The 24,985-nt window shown below is 73.4% G+C and carries 21 protein-coding genes and 3 tRNA genes; 16 read left to right on the forward strand and 8 right to left on the reverse strand.

Features of this window, described 5'->3' with window-relative positions:
• Nucleotides 1–64 precede the first annotated feature (64 nt).
• From DMP15_RS08460 to DMP15_RS08480, 5 genes are all read left to right on the forward strand, one after another.
• Complete coding sequence (locus DMP15_RS08460; protein WP_073578431.1) at nt 65–2,008, forward strand: acetolactate synthase large subunit; 1,944 nt, start codon at nt 65–67, stop codon at nt 2,006–2,008.
• Nucleotides 2,005–2,514 (forward strand): acetolactate synthase small subunit, encoded by a 510-nt coding sequence (gene ilvN / locus DMP15_RS08465; protein ID WP_073578430.1) that lies wholly within the window; start codon nt 2,005–2,007, stop codon nt 2,512–2,514. The genes DMP15_RS08460 and ilvN overlap by 4 nt, the downstream gene beginning before the upstream one ends.
• Nucleotides 2,515–2,558: 44 nt before the next feature.
• Nucleotides 2,559–3,563: a ketol-acid reductoisomerase gene (ilvC, locus tag DMP15_RS08470; RefSeq protein ID WP_062397153.1), complete on the forward strand. Its 1,005-nt coding sequence runs from the start codon at nt 2,559–2,561 to the stop codon at nt 3,561–3,563.
• Between the two features lie 249 nt (nt 3,564–3,812).
• Nucleotides 3,813–5,423 (forward strand): phosphoglycerate dehydrogenase, encoded by a 1,611-nt coding sequence (gene serA, locus DMP15_RS08475; RefSeq protein WP_179761993.1) that lies wholly within the window; start codon nt 3,813–3,815, stop codon nt 5,421–5,423.
• Nucleotides 5,424–5,517: 94 nt separating this feature from the next.
• Complete coding sequence (locus DMP15_RS08480; RefSeq protein ID WP_062397151.1) at nt 5,518–5,778, forward strand: hypothetical protein; 261 nt, start codon at nt 5,518–5,520, stop codon at nt 5,776–5,778.
• 30 nt (nt 5,779–5,808) lie between these two features.
• On the opposite strand, the gene DMP15_RS08485 is transcribed toward DMP15_RS08480, so the two are convergent.
• On the reverse strand, nt 5,809–6,819 hold the full coding sequence (locus tag DMP15_RS08485; protein ID WP_161152838.1) for an LLM class flavin-dependent oxidoreductase: 1,011 nt from the start codon (nt 6,817–6,819) through the stop codon (nt 5,809–5,811).
• Between the two features lie 245 nt (nt 6,820–7,064).
• Here DMP15_RS08485 and DMP15_RS08490 point away from each other — a divergent pair, with 245 nt between their 5' ends.
• A complete protein-coding gene (locus DMP15_RS08490) occupies nt 7,065–8,105 on the forward strand; it encodes a 3-isopropylmalate dehydrogenase (RefSeq protein ID WP_073578427.1) in 1,041 nt (346 codons plus the stop codon).
• A 66-nt stretch (nt 8,106–8,171) separates the two neighbouring features.
• Here DMP15_RS08490 and DMP15_RS08495 read toward each other — a convergent pair whose 3' ends face one another.
• Entirely contained in the window at nt 8,172–8,480 is a 309-nt protein-coding gene (locus tag DMP15_RS08495; protein ID WP_073578426.1) for an EthD family reductase, read from the reverse strand.
• A 119-nt stretch (nt 8,481–8,599) separates the two neighbouring features.
• Between DMP15_RS08495 and gltX the strand changes: the two genes are divergently transcribed.
• From gltX to DMP15_RS08515, 4 genes are all read left to right on the forward strand, one after another.
• Nucleotides 8,600–10,078 (forward strand): glutamate--tRNA ligase, encoded by a 1,479-nt coding sequence (gltX, locus tag DMP15_RS08500; protein ID WP_073578425.1) that lies wholly within the window; start codon nt 8,600–8,602, stop codon nt 10,076–10,078.
• 55 nt (nt 10,079–10,133) lie between these two features.
• Nucleotides 10,134–10,205 (forward strand) — tRNA-Gln (locus tag DMP15_RS08505).
• A gap of 58 nt (nt 10,206–10,263) precedes the next feature.
• A tRNA-Glu gene (locus DMP15_RS08510) sits at nt 10,264–10,339 on the forward strand.
• A 48-nt stretch (nt 10,340–10,387) separates the two neighbouring features.
• Nucleotides 10,388–10,460 (forward strand) — tRNA-Glu (locus DMP15_RS08515).
• 276 nt (nt 10,461–10,736) lie between these two features.
• On the opposite strand, the gene DMP15_RS08520 is transcribed toward DMP15_RS08515, so the two are convergent.
• Together DMP15_RS08520 and DMP15_RS08525 are read right to left on the reverse strand one after the other, a co-directional pair.
• Nucleotides 10,737–12,503, reverse strand: a complete 1,767-nt coding sequence (locus DMP15_RS08520; protein WP_073578575.1) for an Hsp70 family protein — start codon at nt 12,501–12,503, stop codon at nt 10,737–10,739.
• Nucleotides 12,504–12,619: 116 nt separating this feature from the next.
• Complete coding sequence (locus DMP15_RS08525) at nt 12,620–13,324, reverse strand: IclR family transcriptional regulator (RefSeq protein WP_062397135.1); 705 nt, start codon at nt 13,322–13,324, stop codon at nt 12,620–12,622.
• 64 nt (nt 13,325–13,388) lie between these two features.
• On the opposite strand from DMP15_RS08525, the gene leuC reads away from it, so the two are divergent.
• The 3 genes from leuC (at nt 13,389) to DMP15_RS08540 (ending at nt 16,034) form a co-directional block, all read left to right on the forward strand.
• A complete protein-coding gene (gene leuC, locus DMP15_RS08530; RefSeq protein ID WP_161152840.1) occupies nt 13,389–14,816 on the forward strand; it encodes a 3-isopropylmalate dehydratase large subunit in 1,428 nt (475 codons plus the stop codon).
• Nucleotides 14,816–15,406: a 3-isopropylmalate dehydratase small subunit gene (gene leuD / locus DMP15_RS08535; protein ID WP_100878533.1), complete on the forward strand. Its 591-nt coding sequence runs from the start codon at nt 14,816–14,818 to the stop codon at nt 15,404–15,406. The genes leuC and leuD overlap by 1 nt, the downstream gene beginning before the upstream one ends.
• 139 nt (nt 15,407–15,545) lie before the next feature.
• Nucleotides 15,546–16,034, forward strand: a complete 489-nt coding sequence (locus tag DMP15_RS08540) for an HU family DNA-binding protein (protein ID WP_073578422.1) — start codon at nt 15,546–15,548, stop codon at nt 16,032–16,034.
• Nucleotides 16,035–16,484: 450 nt separating this feature from the next.
• Here the strand turns inward: DMP15_RS08540 and DMP15_RS08545 are convergent, their stop codons facing one another.
• The 4 genes from DMP15_RS08545 to cofC all read right to left on the reverse strand — a co-directional run bounded on the left by DMP15_RS08545 (nt 16,485) and on the right by cofC (nt 21,901).
• Entirely contained in the window at nt 16,485–17,417 is a 933-nt protein-coding gene (locus DMP15_RS08545) for a hypothetical protein (protein ID WP_161152841.1), read from the reverse strand.
• A gap of 362 nt (nt 17,418–17,779) precedes the next feature.
• Nucleotides 17,780–18,727, reverse strand: coding sequence for an NUDIX hydrolase (locus DMP15_RS08550; RefSeq protein ID WP_337825593.1), 948 nt, complete (start codon nt 18,725–18,727; stop codon nt 17,780–17,782).
• Complete coding sequence (locus DMP15_RS08555) at nt 18,727–21,108, reverse strand: RNA degradosome polyphosphate kinase (RefSeq protein ID WP_167379131.1); 2,382 nt, start codon at nt 21,106–21,108, stop codon at nt 18,727–18,729. Before DMP15_RS08555 ends, DMP15_RS08550 begins: the two co-directional genes overlap by 1 nt.
• A 61-nt stretch (nt 21,109–21,169) precedes the next feature.
• Complete coding sequence (gene cofC, locus DMP15_RS08560; protein WP_208819804.1) at nt 21,170–21,901, reverse strand: 2-phospho-L-lactate guanylyltransferase; 732 nt, start codon at nt 21,899–21,901, stop codon at nt 21,170–21,172.
• A gap of 135 nt (nt 21,902–22,036) precedes the next feature.
• Here cofC and DMP15_RS08565 point away from each other — a divergent pair, with 135 nt between their 5' ends.
• The 3 genes from DMP15_RS08565 to DMP15_RS08575 are packed head-to-tail and all read left to right on the forward strand — an operon-like array spanning nt 22,037 to nt 24,929.
• On the forward strand, nt 22,037–22,756 hold the full coding sequence (locus DMP15_RS08565; protein WP_073578418.1) for a lysophospholipid acyltransferase family protein: 720 nt from the start codon (nt 22,037–22,039) through the stop codon (nt 22,754–22,756).
• Nucleotides 22,753–23,811, forward strand: a complete 1,059-nt coding sequence (locus tag DMP15_RS08570) for an NAD(P)H-dependent glycerol-3-phosphate dehydrogenase (RefSeq protein ID WP_073578417.1) — start codon at nt 22,753–22,755, stop codon at nt 23,809–23,811. The genes DMP15_RS08565 and DMP15_RS08570 overlap by 4 nt, the downstream gene beginning before the upstream one ends.
• 5 nt (nt 23,812–23,816) lie before the next feature.
• A complete protein-coding gene (locus DMP15_RS08575) occupies nt 23,817–24,929 on the forward strand; it encodes a cystathionine gamma-lyase (protein WP_161152094.1) in 1,113 nt (370 codons plus the stop codon).
• Nucleotides 24,930–24,985: the final 56 nt, after the last annotated feature.

A 24,985-nucleotide genomic window follows, 5' to 3' on the forward strand; every position in this document is an offset into this window, starting at 1 on the left:
CCAGCTCCGAGCTCAGCCCATGTCCGGCATCTGATCGACACGATCTCCAGCGAGGCAGACCCAGATGACCACCGTCCCCGCCAAGCCCGGCTCGTCCGGCCCGAAGCCGGGCCCGCCGCCCGGCCGGTCCGCGGCCTCCGGCACGTCCCGCAGCGCGGCCCCGGCACCCGGTGAGACCACCGTGCCCGGTCCGCGCATCGTGGACGAGCCCATGACCGGCGCCCAGTCCCTGGTGCGTTCGCTCGAGGAGATCGGCTGCGAGGTCGTCTTCGGGCTGCCCGGCGGGACGATCCTGCCCGCCTACGACCCGCTCCTGGACTCGACGAAGGTGCGCCACATCCTCGTCCGCCACGAGCAGGGCGCCGGACACGCGGCGACCGGCTACGCGCAGGCCACCGGCAGGGTCGGGGTCTGCATGGCGACGTCCGGGCCGGGGGCCACGAACCTGGTCACCCCGATCGCGGACGCCCACATGGACTCGGTGCCGCTGGTGGCCATCACGGGTCAGCAGACCCGGCCGCTGATCGGCACCGACGCCTTCCAGGAGGCCGACATCACCGGCATCACCATGCCGGTGACCAAGCACAACATGCTGGTGACCGACGCGACGGAGATCCCGCGCGCGATCGCCGAGGCCTTCCACCTGGCGTCCACCGGCCGGCCCGGCCCGGTCCTGGTGGACATCCCGAAGGACGTGCTGCAGGAGCAGACCACGTTCTCCTGGCCCCCGGAGCTGCAGCTGCCCGGCTACCGGCCGACGACCCGGCCGCACGGCAAGCAGATCCGCGAGGCCGCCCGGCTCATCCGCGAGTCGGCCAAGCCGGTGCTCTACGTCGGCGGCGGTGTTCTCAAGGCCGAGGCCGCCGAGGAGCTCAGGGAGCTGGCCGAGCTGACCGGGGCGCCCGTCGTCACCACCCTGATGGCGCGCGGTGTGTTCCCCGACAGCCACCCGCTGCACCTGGGCATGCCCGGAATGCACGGCACCGTCGCCGCGGTCGCGGCGATGCAGCGGTCCGACCTGCTCGTCGCACTCGGCTCCCGGTTCGACGACCGGGTCACCGGCAAGCTGGAGAGCTTCGCCCCCGGGGCGAAGATCATCCACGCCGACATCGACCCGGCCGAGATCTCCAAGAACCGGCGCGCCGACGTGCCGATCGTCGGGGACTGCAAGGAGGTCCTGGCCGACCTGGTCGAGGCCGTCCGTGCGGACCGCGCCGAGCACGGTGAGCCGGACCTGTCGTCCTGGTGGAAGCAGGTCGGCGGCCTGCGCGACCGCTACCCGCTCGGCTACGACGAGCCGACCGACGGGGCGCTCTCGCCGCAGTACGTGATCGAGCGGATCGGCGCGATCGCAGGGCCGGACGCGATCTACACCGCGGGCGTCGGCCAGCACCAGATGTGGGCCGCGCAGTTCGTCAAGTACGAGAAGCCGCGGACCTGGCTGAACTCCGGCGGGCTCGGGACCATGGGCTACGCGGTCCCGGCCGCGATGGGCGCCAAGGTCGGCGAGCCGGATGCCGTCGTCTGGTGCATCGACGGCGACGGCTGCTTCCAGATGACCAACCAGGAACTCGCCACCTGCGCGATCGAGGGTATCCCGATCAAGGTCGCCGTCATCAACAACGGCAACCTCGGCATGGTCCGCCAGTGGCAGAACCTGTTCTACGGCGAGCGGTACTCCAACACCGACCTCAACACCCACAAGCTGCGCATCCCGGACTTCCCGATGCTCGCGCAGGCGATGGGCTGCGAGGGACTGCGGGTCGAGTCCAAGGAGGACGTCGACCGGGTCATCCACCAGGCCATGGAGATCAACGACCGGCCGGTCGTCGTGGAGTTCGTCGTCGGTGCCGACGCCCAGGTGTGGCCGATGGTCGCCGCGGGCACGAGCAACGACGAGATCAACGTCCGGCGCGACATCCGGCCGGAGTTCGAGCACGACGAGCTGGCCGCGTCGGTCGATGCGGTCGCCGACGTCACCGAGCAGGCCCTGGAGGTCGAGAAGTGAGCGAGCTCCACACCCTCTCGGTCCTGGTCGAGGACAAGCCGGGTGTCCTGGCCCGGGTCTCCGGGTTGTTCTCGCGGCGCGGGTTCAACATCAACTCGCTCGCGGTCGGCCCCACCGAGCACCCCGACGTCTCCCGGATGACGATCGTCGTCGAGGTGGACGAGCTCCCGATGGAGCAGGTCACCAAGCAGCTCAACAAGCTGGTGCACGTCATCAAGATCGTCGAGCTGGAGCCGGACGCCTCGGTGCAGCGCGAGCTGTTGCTGGTCAAGGTCCGGGCCGACGCCACGGTGCGCAGCCAGGTCGTCGAGACCGTGCAGCTGTTCCGCGCCAAGGTCGTCGACGTCTCCCCGGAGGCGGTCACGGTCGAGGCCACCGGGTCGTCCGACAAGCTCAACGCGCTCCTGCGCATGCTGGAGCCCTACGGGATCCGCGAGATGGTGAAGTCCGGGATGGTGGCCGTCGGCCGCGGCCCCCGGTCCATCACCGCCGCGGCCGTCCGCTAGACAGTCGTCGCTACACAACCTCCGAGAGGAACCGTCCCAGAGCCATGAGTGTCAACATCTACTACGACGCCGACGCCGACCTGTCGATCATCCAGGGCCGCAAGGTCGCCGTGATCGGCTACGGCTCCCAGGGGCACGCGCACTCGCTGTCCCTGCGTGACTCCGGGGTCGAGGTGAAGATCGGTCTGCCCGAGGGCTCCAAGTCCCGGCAGAAGGCCGCCGACGAGGGCCTCGAGGTCGGCACGCCGGCCGAGGTCTCCGCCTGGGCCGACGTGATCATGGTCCTGGCGCCCGACACCAAGCAGCGCTTCATCTACACCCAGGACATCGAGCCGAACCTCAAGGACGGCGACGCGCTGTTCTTCGGCCACGGCTTCAACATCCGCTACGAGCTGATCAAGCCCCCGGCGAACGTCGACGTGGCCATGGTCGCGCCGAAGGGCCCGGGCCACCTGGTCCGCCGCCAGTTCGTCGACGGGAAGGGCGTCCCCGCCCTGATCGCCGTCGAGCAGGACGCCTCGGGCAACGCCAAGGCGCTCGCGCTCTCCTACGCGGCCGGGATCGGCGGCGCCCGCGCGGGCGTCATCGAGACCACCTTCAAGGAGGAGACCGAGACCGACCTGTTCGGTGAGCAGGCCGTCCTCTGCGGCGGTGCCGCCGCGCTGGTCCAGACCGGCTTCGAGGTGCTGACCGAGGCGGGCTACGCCCCGGAGATCGCCTACTTCGAGTGCCTGCACGAGCTCAAGCTGATCGTCGACCTCATGTACGAGGGCGGCATCGCCAACGAGCGCTTCTCCATCTCCGACACCGCCGAGTACGGCGACCTCACCCGCGGCCCGCGCGTCATCACGCCCGCGGTCAAGGCCGAGATGCAGAAGATCCTGGGCGAGATCCAGGACGGCACCTTCGCCCGCGAGTGGGTGGCCGAGGACGAGGCCGGCCGCGGCAACTACACCAAGCTGCAGCAGCAGGGCGCCGAGCACCCGATCGAGCAGGTCGGCGAGAAGCTCCGCGGCCTGATGAGCTGGGTCGGCGAGAAGGCCAAGTGATCGACTGCCGGATGCGTCCGGCAGGATGAATCGCGCGGGCCCCAGACGGCCCGCGGATGCCCGGGCCCGGACGCACCCATCCGGACCAGGCGACGTGGAACCCCCGTACCGGCGACACCGGGCGGGGGTTTCGCGCGTCCGGTGGCTGTGCCGCGCAACGACCCGTCCGCCCGTCCGGGTCCACGAGGGCCCCCACGGTCCTAGGATGGTCGACGTTCGCGCACCGACCTCGGGGAGCACTCGCACACCGTGAGCACCGCAGCCACCGACCACCGTCCCGTCGTCCTGCTCGCGGAGACGCTCGCGCCCTCCGCCGTCGAGCTGCTCGGGGACGGCGTCGAGATCCGCCACGTCGACGGCACCGACCGCCCCGCCCTGCTGGCGGCGCTCGCCGACGCCGACGCGCTGCTGGTCCGGTCCGCCACCCGGGTCGACGCCGAGGCGCTGGCCGCGGCAGGCCGCCTCAAGGTCGTCGCACGCGCCGGGGTCGGCCTGGACAACGTCGACGTCCCCGCCGCCACCGCGCGCGGGGTGATGGTCGTCAACGCCCCGACCTCGAACATCGTCTCCGCCGCCGAGCACGCCATCGCGCTGCTGCTCGCGACCGCGCGCCACATCCCGCCGGCGGACGCCGCGCTGCGCTCCGGGGCGTGGAAGCGCTCGTCCTTCGGCGGCGTCGAGCTCAGCGGCAAGACCGTCGGCATCGTCGGGCTCGGCAAGATCGGGCAGCTCGTCGCGCAGCGCCTCGCCGCGTTCGGCATGACGCTGGTCGCCTATGACCCCTACATCGCGCCGTCGCGCGCCGCACAGCTCGGCATCGAGCTGATGGGCCTCGACGACCTGCTCCGCACCGCGGACATGATCACTGTGCACCTGCCGAAGACCCCGGAGACCCTCGGCCTGATCGGCAAGGACCAGCTCGCGCTGACCAAGCCGGGGGTGCTCGTCGTCAACGCCGCCCGCGGCGGCCTGATCGACGAGGACGCCCTGGCCGAGGCGGTCCGCTCCGGGCACGTCGGCGGCGCCGGGATCGACGTCTACGTCACCGAGCCGACCACGTCGAGCCCGCTGTTCGAGCTGGAGAACGTCGTCGTCACCCCGCACCTGGGCGCCTCCACCGCCGAGGCGCAGGACCGGGCCGGGACCGACGTGGCCCGCTCGGTGCAGCTGGCCCTGGCCGGGGAGTTCGTGCCGGACGCGGTCAACGTGCAGATCCACGGCGCCGTCGGCGAGGAGGTCCGGCCCTGGCTGCCGCTGGTGCAGAAGCTCGGCACCACCCTGCACGCCGTCGCCGGGCGCACCCCGACCTCGGTCACCGTCGACGTCGCGGGCGAGCTGGCCACCGAGGACGTCCAGGTCCTCGGCCTGGCTGCGCTGCGCGGGGTGTTCACCCACGTCGTCGAGGACCAGGTGACGTTCGTGAACGTGCCGCAGCTCGCCGAGGAGCGCGGCGTCGCCGTGGAGATCACCACCAGCCCGGAGAGCGCCAACCACCGCAGCGTAGTGCAGCTGCGCGGCGCCATGCCCGACGGGGAGAAGGTCACCGTGTCCGGCACCCTGACCGGCCGCGCCGAGGTCGAGAAGCTCGTCGAGATCAACGGACGGCACTTCGACCTGCGTGCCGAGGGCGACGTCGTCCTGCTGGAGTACGCCGACCGGCCCGGCGTGATGGGCCGGGTCGGGTCGCTGCTGGGGGAGGCCGCGGTCAACATCGAGGCCGCCCAGATCTCGCAGACCACCGACGGCACCGACGCCGTCATGCTGCTGCGGGTGGACCGCCAGATCGACCCGGCGGTGCTGGAGCCGATCGGTGCCTCGGTCGGCGCCCGGACGATCCGGCTCATCTCCTTCGACGACTGAGCGACCGGGCCCGGTCCCGCACTGCGGGAAACGGCTGCGCGGACCCGGTCGGTCGTGGGATCGTGTCTGCTCGCCACGAGCGGAGGGGGATCCGGTGAGCTGGCTGCGGGCACTGGTGCTGGCGGGCACGACGGTCGGCGTGGGGTGCCTGGTGCTGCTCGGCGTCGGCTTCGTCACCGGGCTGTCGCTGACCGTGCCCTACGTCGTGTCGGTGATGGCGATCGTGACCGGGCCGCCGTCGGCGACGATGACGATCGGCCCCGGCATGCTCGTGGTCCTCGCCGCGCTCGTCGCGATGATCGAGGCCCCGGGCCGGGTGCGGGCCCGCCGGGCGCTGCCCCGCGCCGGGCACTGAGCCCGGCGCGACGGTGCCGCGGCGGCCGGGTCAGCCGCGCGGCGCCCAGCCCAGCGCGGGTCCGAGCGCCCCGGCGATGTCGGTGACGATCTGGACGTAGTCGTCGTGCGGGAAGCCGAACGGCAACGCGAACACCGCCTCGTCGACCTCGCGGAACCCGGCGTCGGCCCACAGCCGTTCGGCGATCTCGGCGGAGCTGCCGACCAGGTCGCGGGCGAACAGCAGCCCGGCCGGGCCCTGCGGGACGCCGACCCGGGCGTCGCGCTCGCGGGCGTAGGCGGCGTAGCGCCGGCGTTGATCGGGCGTCGCCGAGTCGGTCGGCACGACGACCAACCCCTGCGACACGCGCCCGGCGGGGTTCGCCTCGCGGTAGGCCCGGATCTGCCGGGACTGGATCGCGGCGAAGTCGGTCTCCCCGCCGGAGCGCACCACGTTGCTCGTCAGCAGGTTCAGCCCCTGCCCTGCGGCCCAGACGGCGGAGGAGTCGCTGCCCGCGCCGTACCACATGCGCCCGGCCAGACCGGGGGAGTGCGGCTGCACCCGTTCGGAGAACGACTCGATCCCGACCGTCCCGGAGAAGGTGCTCGCCCGCTCCCCGCGCACCAGGCGCAGCAGCCGCGACACCCGCTCGCGGCCGAAGTCCTCGACGTCGGCGGTGTCCGGGTAGAGCGCGTCCCGCACGTGCTCCCACTGCATCGGCGGCCCGACCGAGACGCCCGGGTTCAGCCGGCCGCCGGAGAGCACGTCGACCGTCGCGAGGTCCTCGGCGAGGCGCAGCGGGTTCTCCCAGCCCAGCGGGACCACGGCCGTCCCGAGCTCGATCCGCGTGGTCCGCTGGGTCGCGGCGGCGAGCACCGCGACCGGCGAGGAGATGCCGAACTGCAGGTGACGGTGCCGGACGAAGGCCGAGTCGAAGCCCAGACGCTCGCCGAGGGCGATCATCTCCAGGGTCGTCTCGTGTCCGGGGCGGGGGTCGTCGCCGTCGAACGAACCGATGGTGAGGAAGCCGAGTCGACGCAGCGGGCGGTCGGGCGTGGGCACGCCCGGGGCAACGACGTCGTCGTCGCGCTTCTTCCCCACCACCACCCGGACGGGTGGCGGCCGCGGCGGCCGTCCCACCCCTCGGAACGGGCCGGAGTCCCCGGAACGGCCGCGTGTCGCGGGTACTCCGACCGCGTGCGGCGCACGCGTCACCCGGACGGGACCACCCCACCGGGTGGCCGAACGATGACCCTGCGTCGGCAGGCGGTAGCGTGCGGCCAGCAGTACGACGAGAGGACGAGGTCATGCGCCTTGCGGTCATCCCCGGTGACGGCATCGGCCCGGAAGTGATCAACGAGGCACTCAAGGTCCTGGGCGAGGTCGCCCGCGACGTGGAGACGACCGAGTACGACCTCGGTGCCGCCCGCTGGCACTCCACGGGCGAGCTGCTCCCGGAGACGGTGCTGACCGAGATCAAGCAGCACGACGCGATCCTGCTGGGCGCGGTCGGCGACCCGTCGGTGCCCAGCGGCATCCTCGAGCGCGGCCTGCTCCTGCGTCTGCGCTTCGAGCTGGACCACCACGTGAACCTGCGCCCCGCGCGGCTCTACCCGGGGGTGCGCGGCCCGCTGGCAGGCAACCCGGAGATCGACCTGGTGGTCGTGCGCGAGGGGACCGAGGGTCCGTACGTCGGCACCGGCGGCCTGCTCCGCAAGGACACCCCGCACGAGATCGCGACCGAGGTCAGCCAGAACACCGCCTTCGGCATCGACCGCGTCGTGCGCGACGCGTTCGCCCGCGCCCAGCGGCGGCCGAAGAAGCACCTGACGCTGGTCCACAAGACCAACGTCCTGGCCTTCGCCGGTGCGCTGTGGTCGCGGATCGTCGAGGAGGTGTCGCTGGAGTACCCCGAGGTCTCGGTGGCCTACCAGCACGTCGACTCGACCACGATCCACCTGGTCACCGACCCGGGCCGGTACGACGTGATCGTCACCGACAACCTGTTCGGCGACATCCTCACCGACCTCGCGGCGGCGGTCACCGGCGGCATCGGCCTGGCGGCCAGCGGCAACATCGACGCCAGCCGTACCAACCCCTCGATGTTCGAGCCGGTGCACGGCTCCGCCCCGGACATCGCGGGCCAGGGCATCGCCGACCCGACCGCCGCCGTGTTGTCGGTCGCGTTGCTGCTCGACCACATGGGCCATCGCGACTCGGCCCGGCGCATCGAGGCCGCGGTCGCGTTCGACCTGGCCACCCGGGACCACGCGGCGACGGGCAACACCTCGTCGATCGGGGACCGGCTCGCCGCGCTCGTGTCGAGCCGCGAGGTCGCCACCAACTGACCCACGCACACGCCGACGGGGTGGCACCGGATCTCCGGGGCCACCCCGTCGTCGTGTGCGGGCGGGTCAGACCTGGTTCGACGGACCGGTCAGCAGGGTCACCCCGGCGCCGGCGAAGTTGTCGAGGTCGGCGACGGCGGCCTGTCCCTCGGTGCCGCCCATCCCGGACTGGAACGCCGCCGCGTCGGGGAACTCCAGCACCGCCACGAGGTGGTACGGCGGCTGCGCCCCGTCCGGTCCCGGCGCGGGCCGGGAGACGGTGAACCGCTGCACGCCGGGGATCTTCTTCGCCAGCGGGGCGTGCACGGTGTCGTAGTGCCGGTCGAACGCGGCGGCGTCCTCGGGGTGGTTGTACAGAGCGGTCAGCTGGAACACGGGGTTCCTCCTCGCCTCGTCCCGCGACGCTCCGGTGCGTCGCGACTGCCGTCCACCATGGTCCATCCGGCGCCCGCGTGCACCACCCCTCCGTACGGGGTCGATACGCTGGACCGACCATGAGTACTCCAGCCCAGGTCCGGGTGCGGTTCTCCCCGTCGCCCACCGGTACCCCGCACGTCGGCCTCATCCGCACCGCCCTGTTCAACTGGGCCCACGCCCGCCACCACGGCGGGGCCCTGGTGTTCCGGATCGAGGACACCGACGCCTCCCGCGACTCCGACGAGTCCTACCGGGCCCTGCTCGACGCGCTGGAGTGGCTCGGCCTCGACTGGGACGAGGGCGTCGAGAAGGGCGGCCCGCACGGGCCGTACCGGCAGAGCGAACGCGGCGAGGTCTACGCCGACGCCCTGCGCCGGCTGATCGACGCCGGCGAGGTCTACGAGTCGTTCTCCAGCGCCGAGGAGATCGAGGCCCGGCACCGCGCCGCGGGCCGCGACCCCAAGCTCGGCTACGACAACGCCGACCGCGACCTCACCGAGGACCAGCGCGCCGCGTTCCGGGCCGAGGGTCGTGCCCCGGTCTACCGGCTGCGCATGCCCGACCACGACATCACCTTCACCGACCTCGTCCGCGGCGAGATCACGTTCCGGGCCGGGCAGGTGCCCGACTTCGTGCTGGCCCGCGGCGACGGCACCCCGCTCTACCCGCTGACCAACCCGGTCGACGACGCGCTGATGGAGATCACGCACGTCCTGCGCGGGGAGGACCTGCTGGCGTCCACACCGCGGCAGATCGCGCTGCTGGAGGCGCTGGCCCGGGTCGGCATCGGCCACGGCCCCTTCACCTACGCCCACCTCCCGCTGGTCACCGGTGAGGGCAACCGCAAGCTGTCCAAGCGGGACCCGCAGTCGAACCTGTTCCACTACCGTGAACGCGGATTCGTGCCGGAGGGACTGCTCAACTACCTCGCGCTGCTCGGCTGGTCGATCGCCGAGGACCGCGACGTGTTCTCCCTCGACGAGATGGTCGCCGCCTTCGACGTCTCCCGGGTGTCGAGCAACGCCGCCCGCTTCGACCTGAAGAAGGCCGAGGCGATCAACGCCGCACACCTGCGCCTGCTCGCCCCCGACGACTTCGCCGAGCGCGTCGTGCCCCATCTCGCCGCCGAGGGGATCACCGACCCCGACCGCTCGGTGCTCGCCGCCGCCGCGCCGCTGGTGCAGGAGCGCAGCCAGGTGTTGTCCGACGCGGCCCGGATGCTGGCCTTCCTCTTCCGCGACGAGGACACCTTCACCCCCGACGACGACGCCGCCGCGAAGAATTTGGGCGCCGACGCGGCCCCGGTGCTGGAGGCCGCCGTCGCCGGGCTCACGGACCTGCCGGAGTGGTCGGCCGCCGCGATCGAGGAGTCGCTCAAGACCTCGCTCGTGGACGGTCTGGAGCTCAAGCCGCGGAAGGCGTTCGCGCCCGTCCGCGTCGCCATCAGCGGCCGCACGGTGTCCCCGCCGCTCTACGAGAGCATGGAGCTACTGGGCCGCGAGCGGTCGCTCGCCCGCCTGGGGGCCGGTGTCAGACGCTCCCAGGGCATGGGTTAGAGTACCTACATCAACGGAGAGCGGGCCTCGCTCCGGAACGGGGCCCGCTTTTCGATGGGGTATGGTGTAATTGGCAGCACGACTGATTCTGGTTCAGTTAGTCTAGGTTCGAGTCCTGGTACCCCAGCGGAAATCACGACTTCCTCGGAATGATGATTTCTGACAATCGGCACGGTCTCGTCCAAGGTCCCGTCGTCTAGCGGCCTAGGACGCCGCCCTCTCAAGGCGGTAGCGCGGGTTCAAATCCCGTCGGGACTACCACGGACTCCCGCGCAGGGGGTCCGCAATCGAGATCGAGCCGAATGTCCTGGTCCCGTCGTCTAGCGGCCTAGGACGCCGCCCTCTCAAGGCGGTAGCGCGGGTTCAAATCCCGTCGGGACTACTCCACGAAGGCCCCGCTCCACGGAGCGGGGCCTTCGTCGTGTCCGGGGTCGTTCTCTGCACGGTGCACAACATCCCCGGTGCTCCCAGGGCCTCACTAGCTGGGCAGAGCGCTACCGGAATGCACCTCGGGCACCGGAGTCGGGCAGCGCTGCCGACGAGCGGAGGCCGATCGACTCCGGGCCCGGGATCCGAGGGCTCAGAGTGGGGCTGAGCATGGGCGGGGCGGGGCCGTCTCCCGGGAGACCGTCGGGCACGGAACGCGCCCACGGTCGGTTCAGGGGGCCGGTCGATTGTTCTCGTTCGAGGGCGTCGACGGAGCAGTCGATGGAGAAGACGGGCTGGTCGACGGCTCCGGGTCCGGCGGCGGTGTCGACGGATCCGGCGGCCGCGGCGTCGTGGTCACCACCGGTGGCGGAGCGGGGGCCGGGGCGTCGGTCGTCGTCGGGGCGACCTCGGTCGGCCGGTCCCGGGTCCGTTCCGGCTCGCGCACCGGCTCCTGCTCGACGGTCGTCGGGGGCGGGGCCTGGGTCGTCGTCGGGATCGCCGGCAGCTCGGGGGTCGCATTGCTGATCGTGCGGTCCTGCGGCCAGAAGAACACCGTGCCGAGCACGGCCAGCGCCGCGACGACCCCGCCGGCGCCGATGAGCAGCGCGGGGGAGCGGCGGACGGGTGCGGGCCCGGGGGCGACGGTGGTCTCCCCGTCGTCGTAGCCGCCGTACCCGCCGTAGCCGTGCACGGCGGTCTGGTCGTAGCCCATCGGCGGCACGACAGGGATGCGGTCGGTGGGCGGGTCGGCGCGGGCGCCCTCGAGGTAGGCGGTGCGGTCGCCGTCGAGCTGGGTCGTGCCGCCGGTCGGCATCCGATCGGTGACCGGGTCCGGGTTCTCCCAGGGCAGCGGGCCGGGGTCGGGGGCGAGCGCGGGACCGCCGCTCGCCGCCACCGCGCCGAACCCGCCCGAGCCGGTGCCGGGAACCGGGTCGGCCGGCCCGAGCGCGACGACGGCGCCCTTCGCGATGGTGTTCTTCGGGTCCGCGTCGACCTGTACGGGACGCCCGAGCCCGGTGGAGACGAGCTCGGCGACCAGCGGGACCCGCGAGGACCCGCCCACGAGCAGTACCACCGACGGCCCGGACGCGGCCAGCCCGGCCGAGGCGATCGCCCGCTGCAGCGCCTCGACCGACTCCTCCAGCCGGGGCCGGATGCGCTCCTCGAAGTCGCTGCGGTGCAGGCGCACCGTCGTGCGGACCTCGCCGAGCCACACCGGGATCGAGACCTCGGTGTCCGCTGACAGGCCCTCCTTGGCCTCGCGGCAGTCGCGGCGCAGCCGGGCCATCGCGGACAGGACGTTCGGGTCGGTGTCGTCGAGCCCCTCGAAGGCGGCCGGGACGGCGTCGCGCACGTGGTCGACGACGGCCTGGTCGAAGTCGGCGCCACCGAGCTGCTCGACGCCCTCGGGCCTGCCGAGCAGCGTGAACCCGCCGCCCGCGGCCTCCTTGCGCACGACGGCGGCGTCGAAGGTCCCGCCGCCCAGGTCGTAGACGGCGACGGTCGCGCCGGGCTCGACCCGCTCGCTCGTCGCGTAGTGCAGCGCGGCGGCCTGCGGCTCGGTGAGGAAGGTGACGGTCAGGCCGCGCTCGGCGAGGGCCGCGGCGAACAGGTCGCACTTGTGCGTGCCCCAGGACGCCGGGTGGGTCACCGCGATGCGCTCGGGCGCGCCGCCCTCGGTGCGCGCGACGACGTCGACGACGTGCTCGGCCAGCAGCGCGGACAGCTGCTCGGGGGCGAAGGACCGCTCGCCCAGCGGGATCGGCGTGGGGTCGCCGATGCGCCGCTTGAACTCGCGGGCGACGCGGTCCGGCTCGGTCAGCGCGCGGCGCTCGGCGGCCTCGCCGAACAGCAGACCGCCGTCGGGCGCCACGTAGACCACGGACGGGATGTCGACCGAGTGGTCACCGAGGGTGACCATCTCGACGGTGCCGGAGCCGATGACCGCAGCCGCGGTGCGGGTGGTGCCGACGTCGATGCCCAGCAGGTAACCCATCGTCTCCCCGGTGTGCCGACCATGTCCGAAGGGTCCGGCCCGGTGCCGGACCTCCACACGGTAGTGGAGCCCGGAACCGTCACCTCAGTCGCGTCGGTACGGCAGGCAGGAGCCGATCAGGTGAGCCGGTGCTGCAACGCGTCCGCCGCGGCGAGCAGGTCGGCGGCCCAGCGGACCCCGGGACGGCGCCCGATCCGGTCCACCGGTCCGGACACCGAGACGGCGGCGACGACCTGGCCCGCCGCGTCGCGCACCGGGGCCGACACCGACGCCACCCCGGCCTCACGTTCGGCGACGCTCTGTGCCCAGCCGCGGCGGCGGACGTCGACGAGCACGCGCTCGGAGAAGCTCGCGTCGGCGAGGACGAGGCGCTGCGTGGCCGGGTCGCACCAGGCGGCGAGCACCTTCGCCCCGGAGCCCGCGGTCATCGGCAGCCGGGACCCGACGGGCACGGTGTCCCGCAGGCCGGACGGCGGCTCGGCGTGCGCGATGCAGATCCGGTGGATCCCGTCGCGCCGGTAGAGCTGGACGCTCTCGCCGGTGATGTCACGCAGCCGGGGCAGGACGGCGGCCGCGGCGTCGAGCAGCGGGTCCGGCCGCCCGCCCGCGAGCTGGCCGAGGGTCGGGCCCGGATGCCAGCGCCCGTCCGGTGTGCGCAGCAGCATCCCGTGCGCCTCGAGCCCGACGGCGAGCCGGTGGGCCGTGGCCCGGGGCAGGCCGGTGCGCTCACAGAGCTCCGCCAGGCCGCACGGCCCCTCCGCCGTCGCCCGGAGAACCCCCACGGCCTTGTCGAGCACGCCGATCCCGCTAGACTGTCCCACGTTCCGATACTAACTTCCCACGATCTGGGAAGTCCACCGCGATCAGATCACAGAGGAGGCGGGCGTGACCACCGCAGAGAAGCCGCGCACGCTGGCCGAGAAGGTCTGGGACCGGCACCTCGTCCGCAAGGGCGAGGGCGACGAGCCCGACCTGCTCTACATCGACCTGCACCTGGTGCACGAGGTCACGAGCCCGCAGGCGTTCGACGGGCTCCGGCTCGCGGGCCGTCCGGTGCGCCGTCCGGACCTCACCATCGCCACCGAGGACCACAACGTCCCGACCCTCGACGTCCTCGCCCCGATCGCGGACGAGGTCTCGCGGACCCAGGTGGAGACCCTACGTCGCAACTGCGAGGAGTTCGGCGTCCGCCTGCACCCGATGAACGACCCCGAGCAGGGGATCGTGCACGTGGTCGGACCGCAGCTGGGGCTGACCCAGCCGGGCACCACGGTGGTCTGCGGGGACTCCCACACCTCCACCCACGGCGCGTTCGGCGCGATGGCGTTCGGCATCGGCACCTCCGAGGTCGAGCACGTGCTCGCCACCCAGACGCTGCCGCTCAAGCCGTTCCGGACGATGGCGATCGAGGTGACCAGCGCCGACGGCACGCTGCGCCCGGGCGTCACCTCCAAGGACGTCATCCTCGCCGTGATCGCGCGGATCGGGACCGGCGGCGGGCAGGGCCACGTGCTGGAGTACCGGGGCAACGTCATCGAGAACCTCTCGATGGAGGCCCGGATGACGATCTGCAACATGTCGATCGAGGCCGGTGCCCGTGCGGGCATGATCGCCCCGGACGAGACGACCTTCGCCTACCTCAAGGGCCGCGACCACGCCCCGGCCGGCGACGACTGGGACGCCGCCGTCGCCGACTGGCGGTCCCTGCGCACCGACGACGGCGCCGAGTTCGACCGGGTCGTGCGGATCGACGCCGACGAGCTCACCCCGTTCGTCACCTGGGGCACCAACCCCGGTCAGGGTCTGCCGCTGGGCGGGTCCGTGCCCGACCCGGCCGCCATCTCCGACGACGGCGAGCGCGCCGCCGTGGAGAAGGCGCTGTCCTACATGGGCCTCACCGGTGGGACCCCGCTGCGGGAGGTGCCCGTCGACGCGGTGTTCGTCGGCTCCTGCACCAACGGCCGGATCGAGGACCTGCGCTCGGTCGCGGAGGTGCTCGACGGGCGCTCGGTCGCGAAGGGCGTGCGGATGCTCGTCGTTCCGGGGTCGATGCGGGTGCGCTTCCAGGCCGAGGACGAGGGCCTGGACAAGGTCTTCACCTCCGCGGGCGCCGAGTGGCGCTCCGCGGGCTGTTCGATGTGCCTGGGGATGAACCCCGACCAGCTCGCGCCCGGTGAGCGCTGCGCGTCCACCTCGAACCGCAACTTCGAGGGGCGGCAGGGCAAGGGCGGCCGTACCCACCTGGTGTCGCCGCTGGTCGCCGCCGCGACCGCCGTGCGCGGCACGCTGAGCAGCCCGGAGGACCTGGACTGATGGAGAAGTTCGACACCCACACCGGGATCGGCGTGCCGCTGCGCTGGTCCAACGTGGACACCGACCAGATCATCCCGGCCGTCTACCTCAAGCGGGTCACCCGCACCGGCTTCGAGGACGGCCTGTTCTCCGCCTGGCGCGACGACCCGTCCTTCGTGCTCAACAACGAGCCCTTCGACCGGGGGTCGGTGCTCGTCGCGGGTCCGGACTTCGGCACCGGCTCCTCGCGTGAGCACGCGGTCTGGGCGTTGATGGACTACGGCTTCCGGGTCGTCATCTCGTCGCGGTTCGCCGACATCTTCCGTGGCAACTCGGCGAAGGCGGGGTTGGTGGCCGCCGAGGTCGCCCAGCCCGACGTCGAGCTGATCTGGAAGAAGCTCGAGACCGAGCCCGGCACGGAGATCACCGTGGACCTGGGTGAGAAGACCGTGCAGGCCGGCGACCTGACCGTGCCGTTCGAGATCGACGACTACGCCCGGTGGCGGCTGCGGGAGGGTCTCGACGACATCGGACTCACCCTGCGGCACGAGGCCGACATCACCGCGTTCGAGGGCACCCGGCCCGCCCGGATGCCACGCACTCTGGCCTGACCCGAACACGGGTGGTCACCATGCTCCGACAGATGTCGTGGTGATCACCCGTTCGGACCTGTACTGATGGACGGTATGCGACCTGGACTCGCGTCGGGATCTGGTGCGCGGCAGGGGCGCAGCCTTACCTTTCGTGACCATGAACAAGGCTCAGCTCGTCGATGCGCTGACCGCCCGGCTCGGAGACCGTCGTGCCGCCACGTCGGCCGTCGACGCGATGGTCGAGGTGATCGTGGACGCCGTCGGCCGCGGTGAGACCGTCACCCTGACCGGGTTCGGGGTGTTCGAGCCGCGACGACGCGCCCCGCGCACCGCCCGCAATCCGCGGACCGGGGAGACGGTGCCCGTCGGGGAGACCGTGGTGCCGTCGTTCCGGCCCGGCGCCGCCTTCAAGGAGCGGGTGGCCGCCAGCGAGGCCGCCGCCGCGAACGCGACCAGCGCCCCCCGCCGTACCGAGCGAGCCGCGACGGGCACCGGTCGCAGCACCGCGACCCGCACGACGATCCCGCCGGACACCGCGGCCGCTCCGGCCGCCGCGGCCGCTCCGGCGAAGAAGGCGGCTGCCCCGAAGAAGGGGGCCGCCTCGGCGAAGAAGCCGGCCCGACGGAAGGCCGCTGCGGAGAAGTAGCCGCGCCACCGCGCCGCCGTGGCCTGCCCTGCCCCGCGGTGCCGCGCCTCCCCGCGCCCGTGCCGCCCCGCGCCCCCTCTCCCTCCCTGCTACGCCGTCCTGTGCTCGCCGCCCATCGCCGTCCACGAGTGCGTCGATCAGTACATGACTGCTGTTCGAGCGGAGGTGGACAGCGCTCAGGTACTGATCGACGGTCCTCGTCCCGGTGTGCACCCTGGCTCGGTGCGGCCCGCCGAGCGCGGCGGGCGTAGGGCCGCGCCTCGCTGGACTGCCCGCTCTGGGCTGCCTCCCCAGGGGCGCGCCGCGCCGTCCGAGCCCCTCGCACGTCGATCAGTACGTGACTGCTGTCCGACCGGAACGCAGCGACGCTCACGTACTGATCGACGGGGGGACGTGGACGAGAGCGGGGGGCGGCGTCGAGTGGGGCCCGGGACGCCGCGCCGGTGCGGGTCAGGGCGAGGTGAGGTGGGTCCGTTGGGCGAGCAGGGCGCGGACCGTCCCGACGGTGCGGCGGGCGTTGCGGGTGAGGCCGTCGGCGGTGATCCGGAGGGTCTGCCATCCCAGCGCCGCGGTGCGGGTGTCGCGGATGCGGTCGAGCGGGTCGTCGTGGTGGGCGCCGTCGTACTCGATCGCGAGCAGGGCGTCGGGGTAGGCGAGGTCGAAACGCGCCCAGGGGTGGCCGCGGGCGTCGTACAACGGGAACTGGACCTGCGGGACCGGGAGCCCGGAGAGCACGAGCAACAGCCGTAGCCGGGTCTCGGGTGGGGACTCCGCCCGGGGGTCGGCGAGTGCGACGACCCGGTCCAGCCGGGCCGAGCCCCGCACGTGGGGGTACAGCGACCGCAGGACCAGGAGGTCGGCGGGGTCGAAGCCGGGGCACGGCGCCGTCATCCTGGACAGTCTCCGCTGCTCGGGTGCCGGTGTGCCCTGTACCGGTACGAACACCGGCCGATCCCGTCTCCGGGCGGCGAGTGCGTCGAGGGCGACGACGGCGTCGACGAGCTCGAGCCGCCGGCACAGCTCCCACGCCGTGGCGCGGGGTGAGGTGACCCGGACGCCGTCGCAGAGACCGGGTTCGAGCGGGACGCCCTGGTGGGCGAGCAGGTCCGGGCGGGGCCGGATCCGCCGTGGCGCGACGAGCTCGGCGGGCGCCGTCCACGGCCCGCAGGACGCGCGCAGGATCTCGGCCGCCGAGTAGGCCGATGCCGCGCCCCGGGGTCCGGCGTAGACCGATGCCGCCCGGGCCCGGAGCACCGGCGTCACGGGGGCCGCGGCGGACACGTACACGTCGGGGAACAGACGCACGAACCGTGGCCCGCGCAGCCGCGCCGGCGTGACGATCCCGCGCGCGACGGCCTCCGACCCCCGGAACGGCTCCTCCACCCGCGCACCCTGCACCCCGGTCCGTGCCTGGCGGGCCCGAACCGGTGCGTCCGTTCGCAGTCGCACACGCCGCCGCAGAGGAGGGCACACCGCCACGGCTCCGGTCGATCAGTGCACCAGTGCTGCCGACCCGGGGCCGAACAGCTCTCAGGTACTGATCGACGATCGGACCGGGGCCGGGGCCGGGGCCGGGGCCGGGGACGGCGGGTGCGGGGCGCGGGGAGTGGCTGCGCGCGAAAGCGACGAGTACACGGAACGACAGGCCCGCGGAGTGGTGTGCGGACGGCGTCCGAGGTGCGGCGCGGGCGGGTCGGTGGGCGCGGCAGGGAGCGGGGAAGGGAGGCGCTGAGCGGCGAGGCGGGTCAGGAGGGCGGGCGGCGGTAGTAGTCGGCCGACAGCAGGGCGCCGTCGTCGCCGAAGCCCAGGACCCAGGTGCTGGCCTTGTGCGAGGGCAGGTCGGGGTCGGGGGACCGGCCCGCGGCGGCGAGCAGGTGCCCGACGACGTCCGGGATGACCCCGCCCTGGCTGCACAGCAGCGTCACGCCGGGCTGCGCCGCGAGGGTGCGGAAGCGGGCCAGGCCGTCGACGGGGGAGACCCAGTAGCCGTGCTCGCCGAGCAGCGGCTCCACGTCTGGTTCGCCCGCGCCGGACGCGTGGGCGTACGGCTCGATCGTCTGGCCGCAGCGCAACGGCGGGGCGGTCGCGAGCCGGTCCGGGCCGAAGCGGTCGAGGAAGTCCGCGAGCCGGTCGGCCTGGGTGAACCCGGTACCGGACAGGGGGCGCAGATCGTCGTCGCCCTCCCAGGCGGTCCGGCTGCCTGCCTTGGCGTGCCGCACGAGCACCACCGTCGACGTCGGCGGCCCCACCCGGTCGAGCCGGTCCAGCAGGTCGGCGTCGGTCGGGCGGGTGAGGAGCGCGGCGGCCTCGTCGCGGGGCAGCCAGCGCAGGTCGTCGGTCTCGTCGGTGACGGAGAAGCCGTGGTCGCGGACGGCCTCGGCGGCCCAGTAGTGCACGACCTTGTGGCCCTTGCCGGGCACGGCGTACGCGGTGTGGCCGAGCCGGGCGCCGAGGCGGCACCCCAGGTGTGCCTCCTCGGCGGTCTCGCGCAGCGCGGTCAGGGTCAGCGCCTCGCCCGGGTCCTGGTGTCCCTTGGGCCAGGACCAGTCGTCGTAGCGGGGGCGGTGGACCAGGGCCACCTCGACGGTGCCGTCGTCCGCGCGGCGCCACGGCACCGTCCCGGCCGCGACGACGTCGGCGATCCCCGCCGGGTCGACCTCGGCGCCGTCGGTCCGGAGCTGTGCGGACAGCATCAGTCCTCGCTGCTGCCGCGGCGGGAGTTCATCATCTCGACCTGGTGGTCGCGGACCCGGATGTTCTCCGAGCCCGGCGCGGGCGACGGCGACCAGGTCCCGTCCGGCCCGAGCGTCCAGCAGCGCGTCGCCGGGTCCAGGCAGGAGTCGAACATCGCGCCGAGCTGGTCGGCCAGCTTCGGGTCGGCGACCCGCAGCATGACCTCGACCCGGCGGTCCAGGTTGCGGTGCATCATGTCCGCCGAGCCGATCCAGTACTCGTCGGCCGAGCCGAAGTGCAGCACCCGGGAGTGCTCCAGGAACGGCCCGAGGATCGACCGGACGGTGATGTTCTCGCTCAGCCCGGGGCGGCCGGGGACGATTGCGCAGATGCCGCGCACCACGATGTCGACCGGCACGCCCGCCTGCGACGCCCGGTAGCAGGCGTCGATGATGGCCTCGTCGACCAGTGAGTTCGCCTTGATCTGCACCCGCGCGCCGGACTCGCCGGACAGGTGCGCCTCGATCTCGTCGTCGATGCGGCGGACGATGCCGCGGCGGATCCCGTACGGCGCGACGAGCAGGCTCCGGTAGGAGGTCTGCCGCGAGTAGCCGGTGAGGGAGTTGAACAGGTCGGTGAGGTCCGCGCCGATGGTCGGGTCGGCGGTGAGCACGCCGACGTCCTCGTAGAGCCGCGCGGTCTTCGGGTTGTAGTTGCCGGTGCCGATGTGGCAGTAGCGGCGGATCTCCGACCCCTCCTGGCGGACGACCAGGCAGGTCTTGCAGTGCGTCTTGAGCCCCACCAGGCCGTAGACGACGTGCACGCCGGCCTTCTCCAGCTCGCGTGCCCAGCGGATGTTGGCCTGCTCGTCGAACCGGGCCTTGATCTCGACCAGGGCGACGACCTGCTTGCCCGCCTCGGCGGCGTCGATCAGGGCGTTGACGATCGGGGAGTCGCCGGAGGTGCGGTAGAGGGTCTGCTTGATCGCGAGCACGTTCGGGTCGGCCGCGGCCTGCTCGATGAAGCGCTGCACCGACGTCGAGAACGAGTCGTAGGGGTGGTGCACCAGCACGTCGCCCTCGCGCAGGGTCGCGAACACGCTGCGCGGGGTCTCCCGCTCCGCGAACGCGGGGTGCGTGGCGGGGCGGAACGGCTCGTCCTTCAGGTCGGGGCGGTTGACCCCGTGCACCTGCCACAGGCCGGTGAGGTCGAGCAGCCCGGGGACGGTGACGACGTCGTTCGGGTCGACGTCGAGCTCGCGCAGCAGCAGCTCCAGCACGTGCTCGGACATCGTGTCGAGCACCTCGAGGCGGACCGGCGGACCGAACCGGCGCCGGGCCAGCTCGCGCTCCAGGGCCTGCAGGAGGTCCTCGTCGCGGTCCTCCTCGACCTCGAGGTCGGCGTTGCGGGTGACGCGGAACGGGTGGACCTCGGTGACCTCCATGCCGTTGAACAGGTCCCCGAGGTGCGCGGAGATCAGGTCCTCGATCGGCAGGAACGTGCACTGCCGGTTCCCGGCGCGGGTGTCGGTGTCCGGCGGGTCGACCGACACCAGCCGCGGCACGTTGTTCGGTACCTTGACCCGGGCGAACCGCTCGGTCCGGCCCTCGGGGTCGCGGACGGTCACCGCGAGGTTGAGCGACAGCCCGGAGATGTAGGGGAACGGGTGCGCCGGGTCCACCGCGAGCGGGGTGAGCACCGGGAACACCGTCTCGGTGAAGTAGTCCGACAGCCGCAGGCGCTCGGCGTCGGTCAGGTCCTCCCAGCTGCGCAGGTGGACGCCGGCCGCGTCGAGCTCGGGGAGCAGCTCGTCCATGAACACCTCGGCGTGCGCCCGCGACAGCGCGCGGCTCCGCTCGGTGATCCGGGCCAGCTGCTGGCGGGGGGTCAGGCCGTCGGCGCTGCGCACGGACAGGCCGGTCTCGTCGCGGCGCTTCAGACCCGCGACCCGGACCATGTAGAACTCGTCGAGGTTGGAGGCGAAGATCGCGAGGAACTTCGCGCGCTCCAGCAGCGGCTGGCTGGAGTCCTCGGCCAGGGCCAGCACCCGGGCGTTGAAGTCGAGCCAGGACAGCTCACGGTTGAGGTAACGGTCCTCGGGGAGCAGCTCGGCCATCGTCGACGCCGGGGTGGTCGCCCCCGCGGGCGGCGCGATCGGGGCGGCTCCCTGCACCTGCGACGGCGCGGCGGCCGGCGGCGCGGGCGGTGCCGCGGGGCCCGGCGGCACGTGCTGCTGGGCCGGGATCTCCGCGGCCGGTGCGTGGTCGGCGACGCTGCGGCTCGCGGTGTGCAGCCGCCGCGATGCCGGACGCGGGGCGCGGCGCGACGCCGACCGGGGACGGCCCCCCGGGTGCGCGGAGGTGCCGTTCCGTCCGTCCGGGGTCGCCGAGTCGTCACTCACGTCGCGATTGTTTCGTACCGCTCCGCAACCGTCCACGTGGACACGGCCCCGTCCGGCGATGTCACGTACGTGGTGTGCCACACCGTCGGGCGACGGCGTCACCGGGCGGGGGACATCCGGGTGGGTGAGGTGTGGCGGGCGGCCCGTGCCGGGCGTCGACCACGGCCCGGGTCCACACCCCCACCCCGAGGGCGACGGCGTCGTCGAGGTCGGCGGCGGTGTCGACGTCGCGGCGCAGACCGGGACGGACACCGGGCAGCGGGCGTGCCCCGGAGGCGCTGTGCCGGGCGGCCGACCCGCGGCCGAAGTGCGGGTCGAGGTCGTGGCCCGGCGCGACGAGCAGCAGCGTGGTGCCCTCGCCGGGGGCGTCGGGCTGGAAGGCGCGGGTCGCACCGGCGGCGAACAGCACGGCGGCCGCGGCGACGGCGTCGTCGAGCTCGGCCGGGCGCAGCGCGGGCAGGTCGGCCTGCAGCGCCCCCAGCGCGGCGTGCGGGTCGCGCGATCGCAGCAGCGCGGCACCGTGGCGCAGCGCGCCGTTGAGCCGGCGGCCGGGGTCGGTGACGACCTCCGCGCCGAGCGCGCCGACCTCCATCGCCACCGCCGGGTCCGAGGAGATCACCAGCACGTGCCGGACCGCCGTCGCGGCGACGGCGGCGGCCACCGTGTCGCGGGCCAGGGCCAGCGCGAGCCGCTGGTGCGCGTCGAGATCACCCACCCCGCCGTCGGCGGCACCGCGCAGCCGGGTCTTGGCGCGGGGCAGCGGTTTCACCGGTACGACCAGGTCCACCCGCAGGGTCACGGCCCCAGTCTGGCACCCCGCGTGACACCGTGGGGCCTCTGTGGGGAGACTCCACGGACGAGATCCGGATCATCCCGATCCGCGACGACCCCACGACCCGCCACCGAGGCGGGCAGGAGGAGGCCGCCGGTGGCACGCGAGAAGGGCGGATTCTGGGTCGGTTTCGCCGTCCCGTTCTTCTACTCGATCGGCTGGCTCACCGGCCGGCCGCGCTACCAGGGCCGTGAGCACCTCCCGGCCCGGGGCGGCGCGCTGCTGGTCGGCAACCACATCTCGCACCTGGACCCGATCCACACCGGGACCTACGTGCACAGCGCGGGGCGGGTGCCCCGGTTCCTGGCCAAGAGCAGCCTGTGGCAGGTGCCGGTGCTCGGGCAGGTGCTGCGCGGCTCGGGGCAGATCCCGGTCTACCGCGACTCCGCCGACGCCCAGCAGAGCCTGGCCGCCGGGACGCAGGCCCTGGCCGACGGCAAGATCGTCATCATCTACCCGGAGGGCACCATCACCCGCGACCCCGACGGGTGGCCGATGCGCTCGCGCACCGGCGTCGCGCGGATGGCGCTGGCCTCGGACGTGCCGGTCATCCCGATGGTGCACTGGGGGACCCGCGAGGTCCTGAACGGCTACGAGAAGAAGTTCCGCCCGCTGCCGCGCACCGATGTCGTGCTGCGCGCGGGGGACCCGGTGGACCTGAGCGCCTACCGCGGGCGCCCGCTGGACGCCCACATCCTGCGCGAGGTCACCGACCTGATCATGGGACGGGTGCGGGAGCTGCTCGCCGAGGTCCGCGACGAGGACGCGCCGGAGGAGTTCTACCGCCGCCGCCCGGAGAGCGAGGCGGGCCGATGAGCGTCCCCCCGGCCCCGTCGTTCGGGGAGCGTCCGGTCAACGAACCCGTGCACTCGATCCACCGCGTCGCCGTGCTCGGCGCGGGCAGCTGGGGCACCGCGTTCGCGAAGGTCCTCGGCGACGCCGGTCGCGACGTGCGGCTGTGGGCCCGCCGGGCGGAGGTGGCCGAGGCGATCAACGCCGACCGGCGCAACCCCGACTACCTGTCCGACGTCGCGCTGCCGGACACGCTGCGGGCCACCCACGACGCGGCCGAGGCCCTCGACGGGGCCGACGCGGTGATCCTCGCGGTGCCGTCGCAGTCGCTGCGCGACAACCTGGAGCGCTGGCGGGACCTGGTCCCGGCCGGGGTCACCCTCACCAGCCTGGCCAAGGGCGTCGAGCTGGGGACGCTCAAGCGGATGACCGAGGTCATCGACGACGTCACCGGCGTCGGGGTGGACCGGCTCGCCGTGGTGTCCGGGCCGAACCTGGCCGCGGAGATCGCCCACGAGCAGCCGACGGCCACCGTCATCGCGTGCGAGGACCACGACCGTGCGGTGGCGCTGCAGACCGCCTGTGCGACCGGTTACTTCCGCGCCTACACCAACACCGACGTCGTCGGGGCGGAGCTGGGCGGGGCGGGCAAGAACGTCATCGCGCTGGCCGTCGGCGTCGCGTCCGGGATGGGGCTGGGCGACAACTCGCGGGCGTCGCTGATCACCCGCGGGCTGGCCGAGATGTCCCGGCTCGGGATGGCGCTCGGTGCCTCGCCGCTGACCTTCGCCGGCCTGGCCGGCATGGGCGACCTGGTGGCGACGTGCAGCTCCCCGCTGTCGCGCAACCGCACCTTCGGCGAGCAGCTCGGCCGCGGCGCGAGTCTCGCCGAGGCGGAGAAGGCCAACCACGGCCAGGTCGCCGAGGGCGTGAAGTCCTGCCTGTCGATCTGCGAGCTCGGTGAGCGCGCCGGGGTGGAGCTGCCCATCGCCGACGCGGTGCGCCGGGTCTGCCACGAGGGCATGACCGCCCACCAGATGGCCAAGGAACTGATCTCCCGGGCCCCGAAGCCGGAGTGAACCCCATGCTCGGAGACGGCACCCGCTGCGTGCGCGGCGGGGAGCACGACGCCCACGCCGTCGGCGATCCGGTGCACCGAGGGCCGGTGCTGACCAGCACCTACCACCTCGGCCGCCCGGAGGAGGCCGACCAGGGCGCGGACTTCTACGCCCGCGCGGACAACCCGACGTGGCGGATGTTCGAGGCCGCCGTCGGCGAGCTCGACGGCGGGCCGTGCACGGTGTTCCCGTCCGGGATGGCCGCGATCGCCGCGGTCCTGCGTGCGTTCACCGGCGCCGGGCGCGGCGTGCTGCTGCCCAGCGACGGCTACTACGTCGCGCGCCTGCTCGCCGACGAGGAGCTCGCCCCGCTCGGGGTGCCGGTCGCCTACTGCGCGACCGCGGGCGACTGGGCCTCGGCGATCGCCCGGCACCGGCCCGCACTGGTGATGCTGGAGACGCCGTCGAACCCCGGCCTGGAGGTCTGCGACGTCGCCGCGGTCGCCGCCGCCGCGCACGCGGCCGGGGCGGTCGTCGCCGTCGACAACACCACGTGCACCCCGCTCGGGCAGCAGCCGCTCGCGCTCGGCGCGGACCTCGTCGTCGCCAGCGACACCAAGGCGCTGTCCGGGCACGGGGACCTGCTGCTCGGGCACGTGTCCGCGGCCGACCCGGTGCACCACGAGCGGGTCCGCGCCTTCCGCACCCGCGGCGGCGCGATCGCCGGGCCGATGGAGACCTGGCTGGCGCTGCGCGGGCTCGGCACCCTGGACCTGCGGCTGGCCCGGCAGGCCGAGAACGCCCGCGCGCTCGCCGTCGCGCTGCGGGAGACCCCGGGCGTGCACGACGTGCGCTGGCCAGGGCTGGCCGACGACCCGTCGCACGTGCTCGCCCGGACCCAGATGCGGCGCTGGAACGGGATCCTGCGGTTCACCCTGGCCGACACCCACGCCGTCTCGGAGTTCCTGGCCCGCACGACGCTGGTCGACTCGGCGACGAGCTTCGGCGGGCTGCGCACCGCTGCGGACCGGCGGGCACGCTGGGGCGACGCGGTGCCGGACGGTCTGGTGCGGCTGTCCTGCGGTGTCGAGGACACCGACGACCTCCTCGCGGACGTGATCGGCGCACTCGGGGGCTGATCCGCGCCGCGGAACCGACGGGACACCCCGCGTCGGTCGCGCTATCACACTCGCGT

Origin of the sequence: Pseudonocardia sp. UM4_GMWB1 (genome assembly GCF_017312155.1) — a bacterium.
In the GTDB taxonomy this organism is placed as follows: Bacteria; Actinomycetota; Actinomycetes; order Mycobacteriales; family Pseudonocardiaceae; genus Pseudonocardia; species Pseudonocardia alni.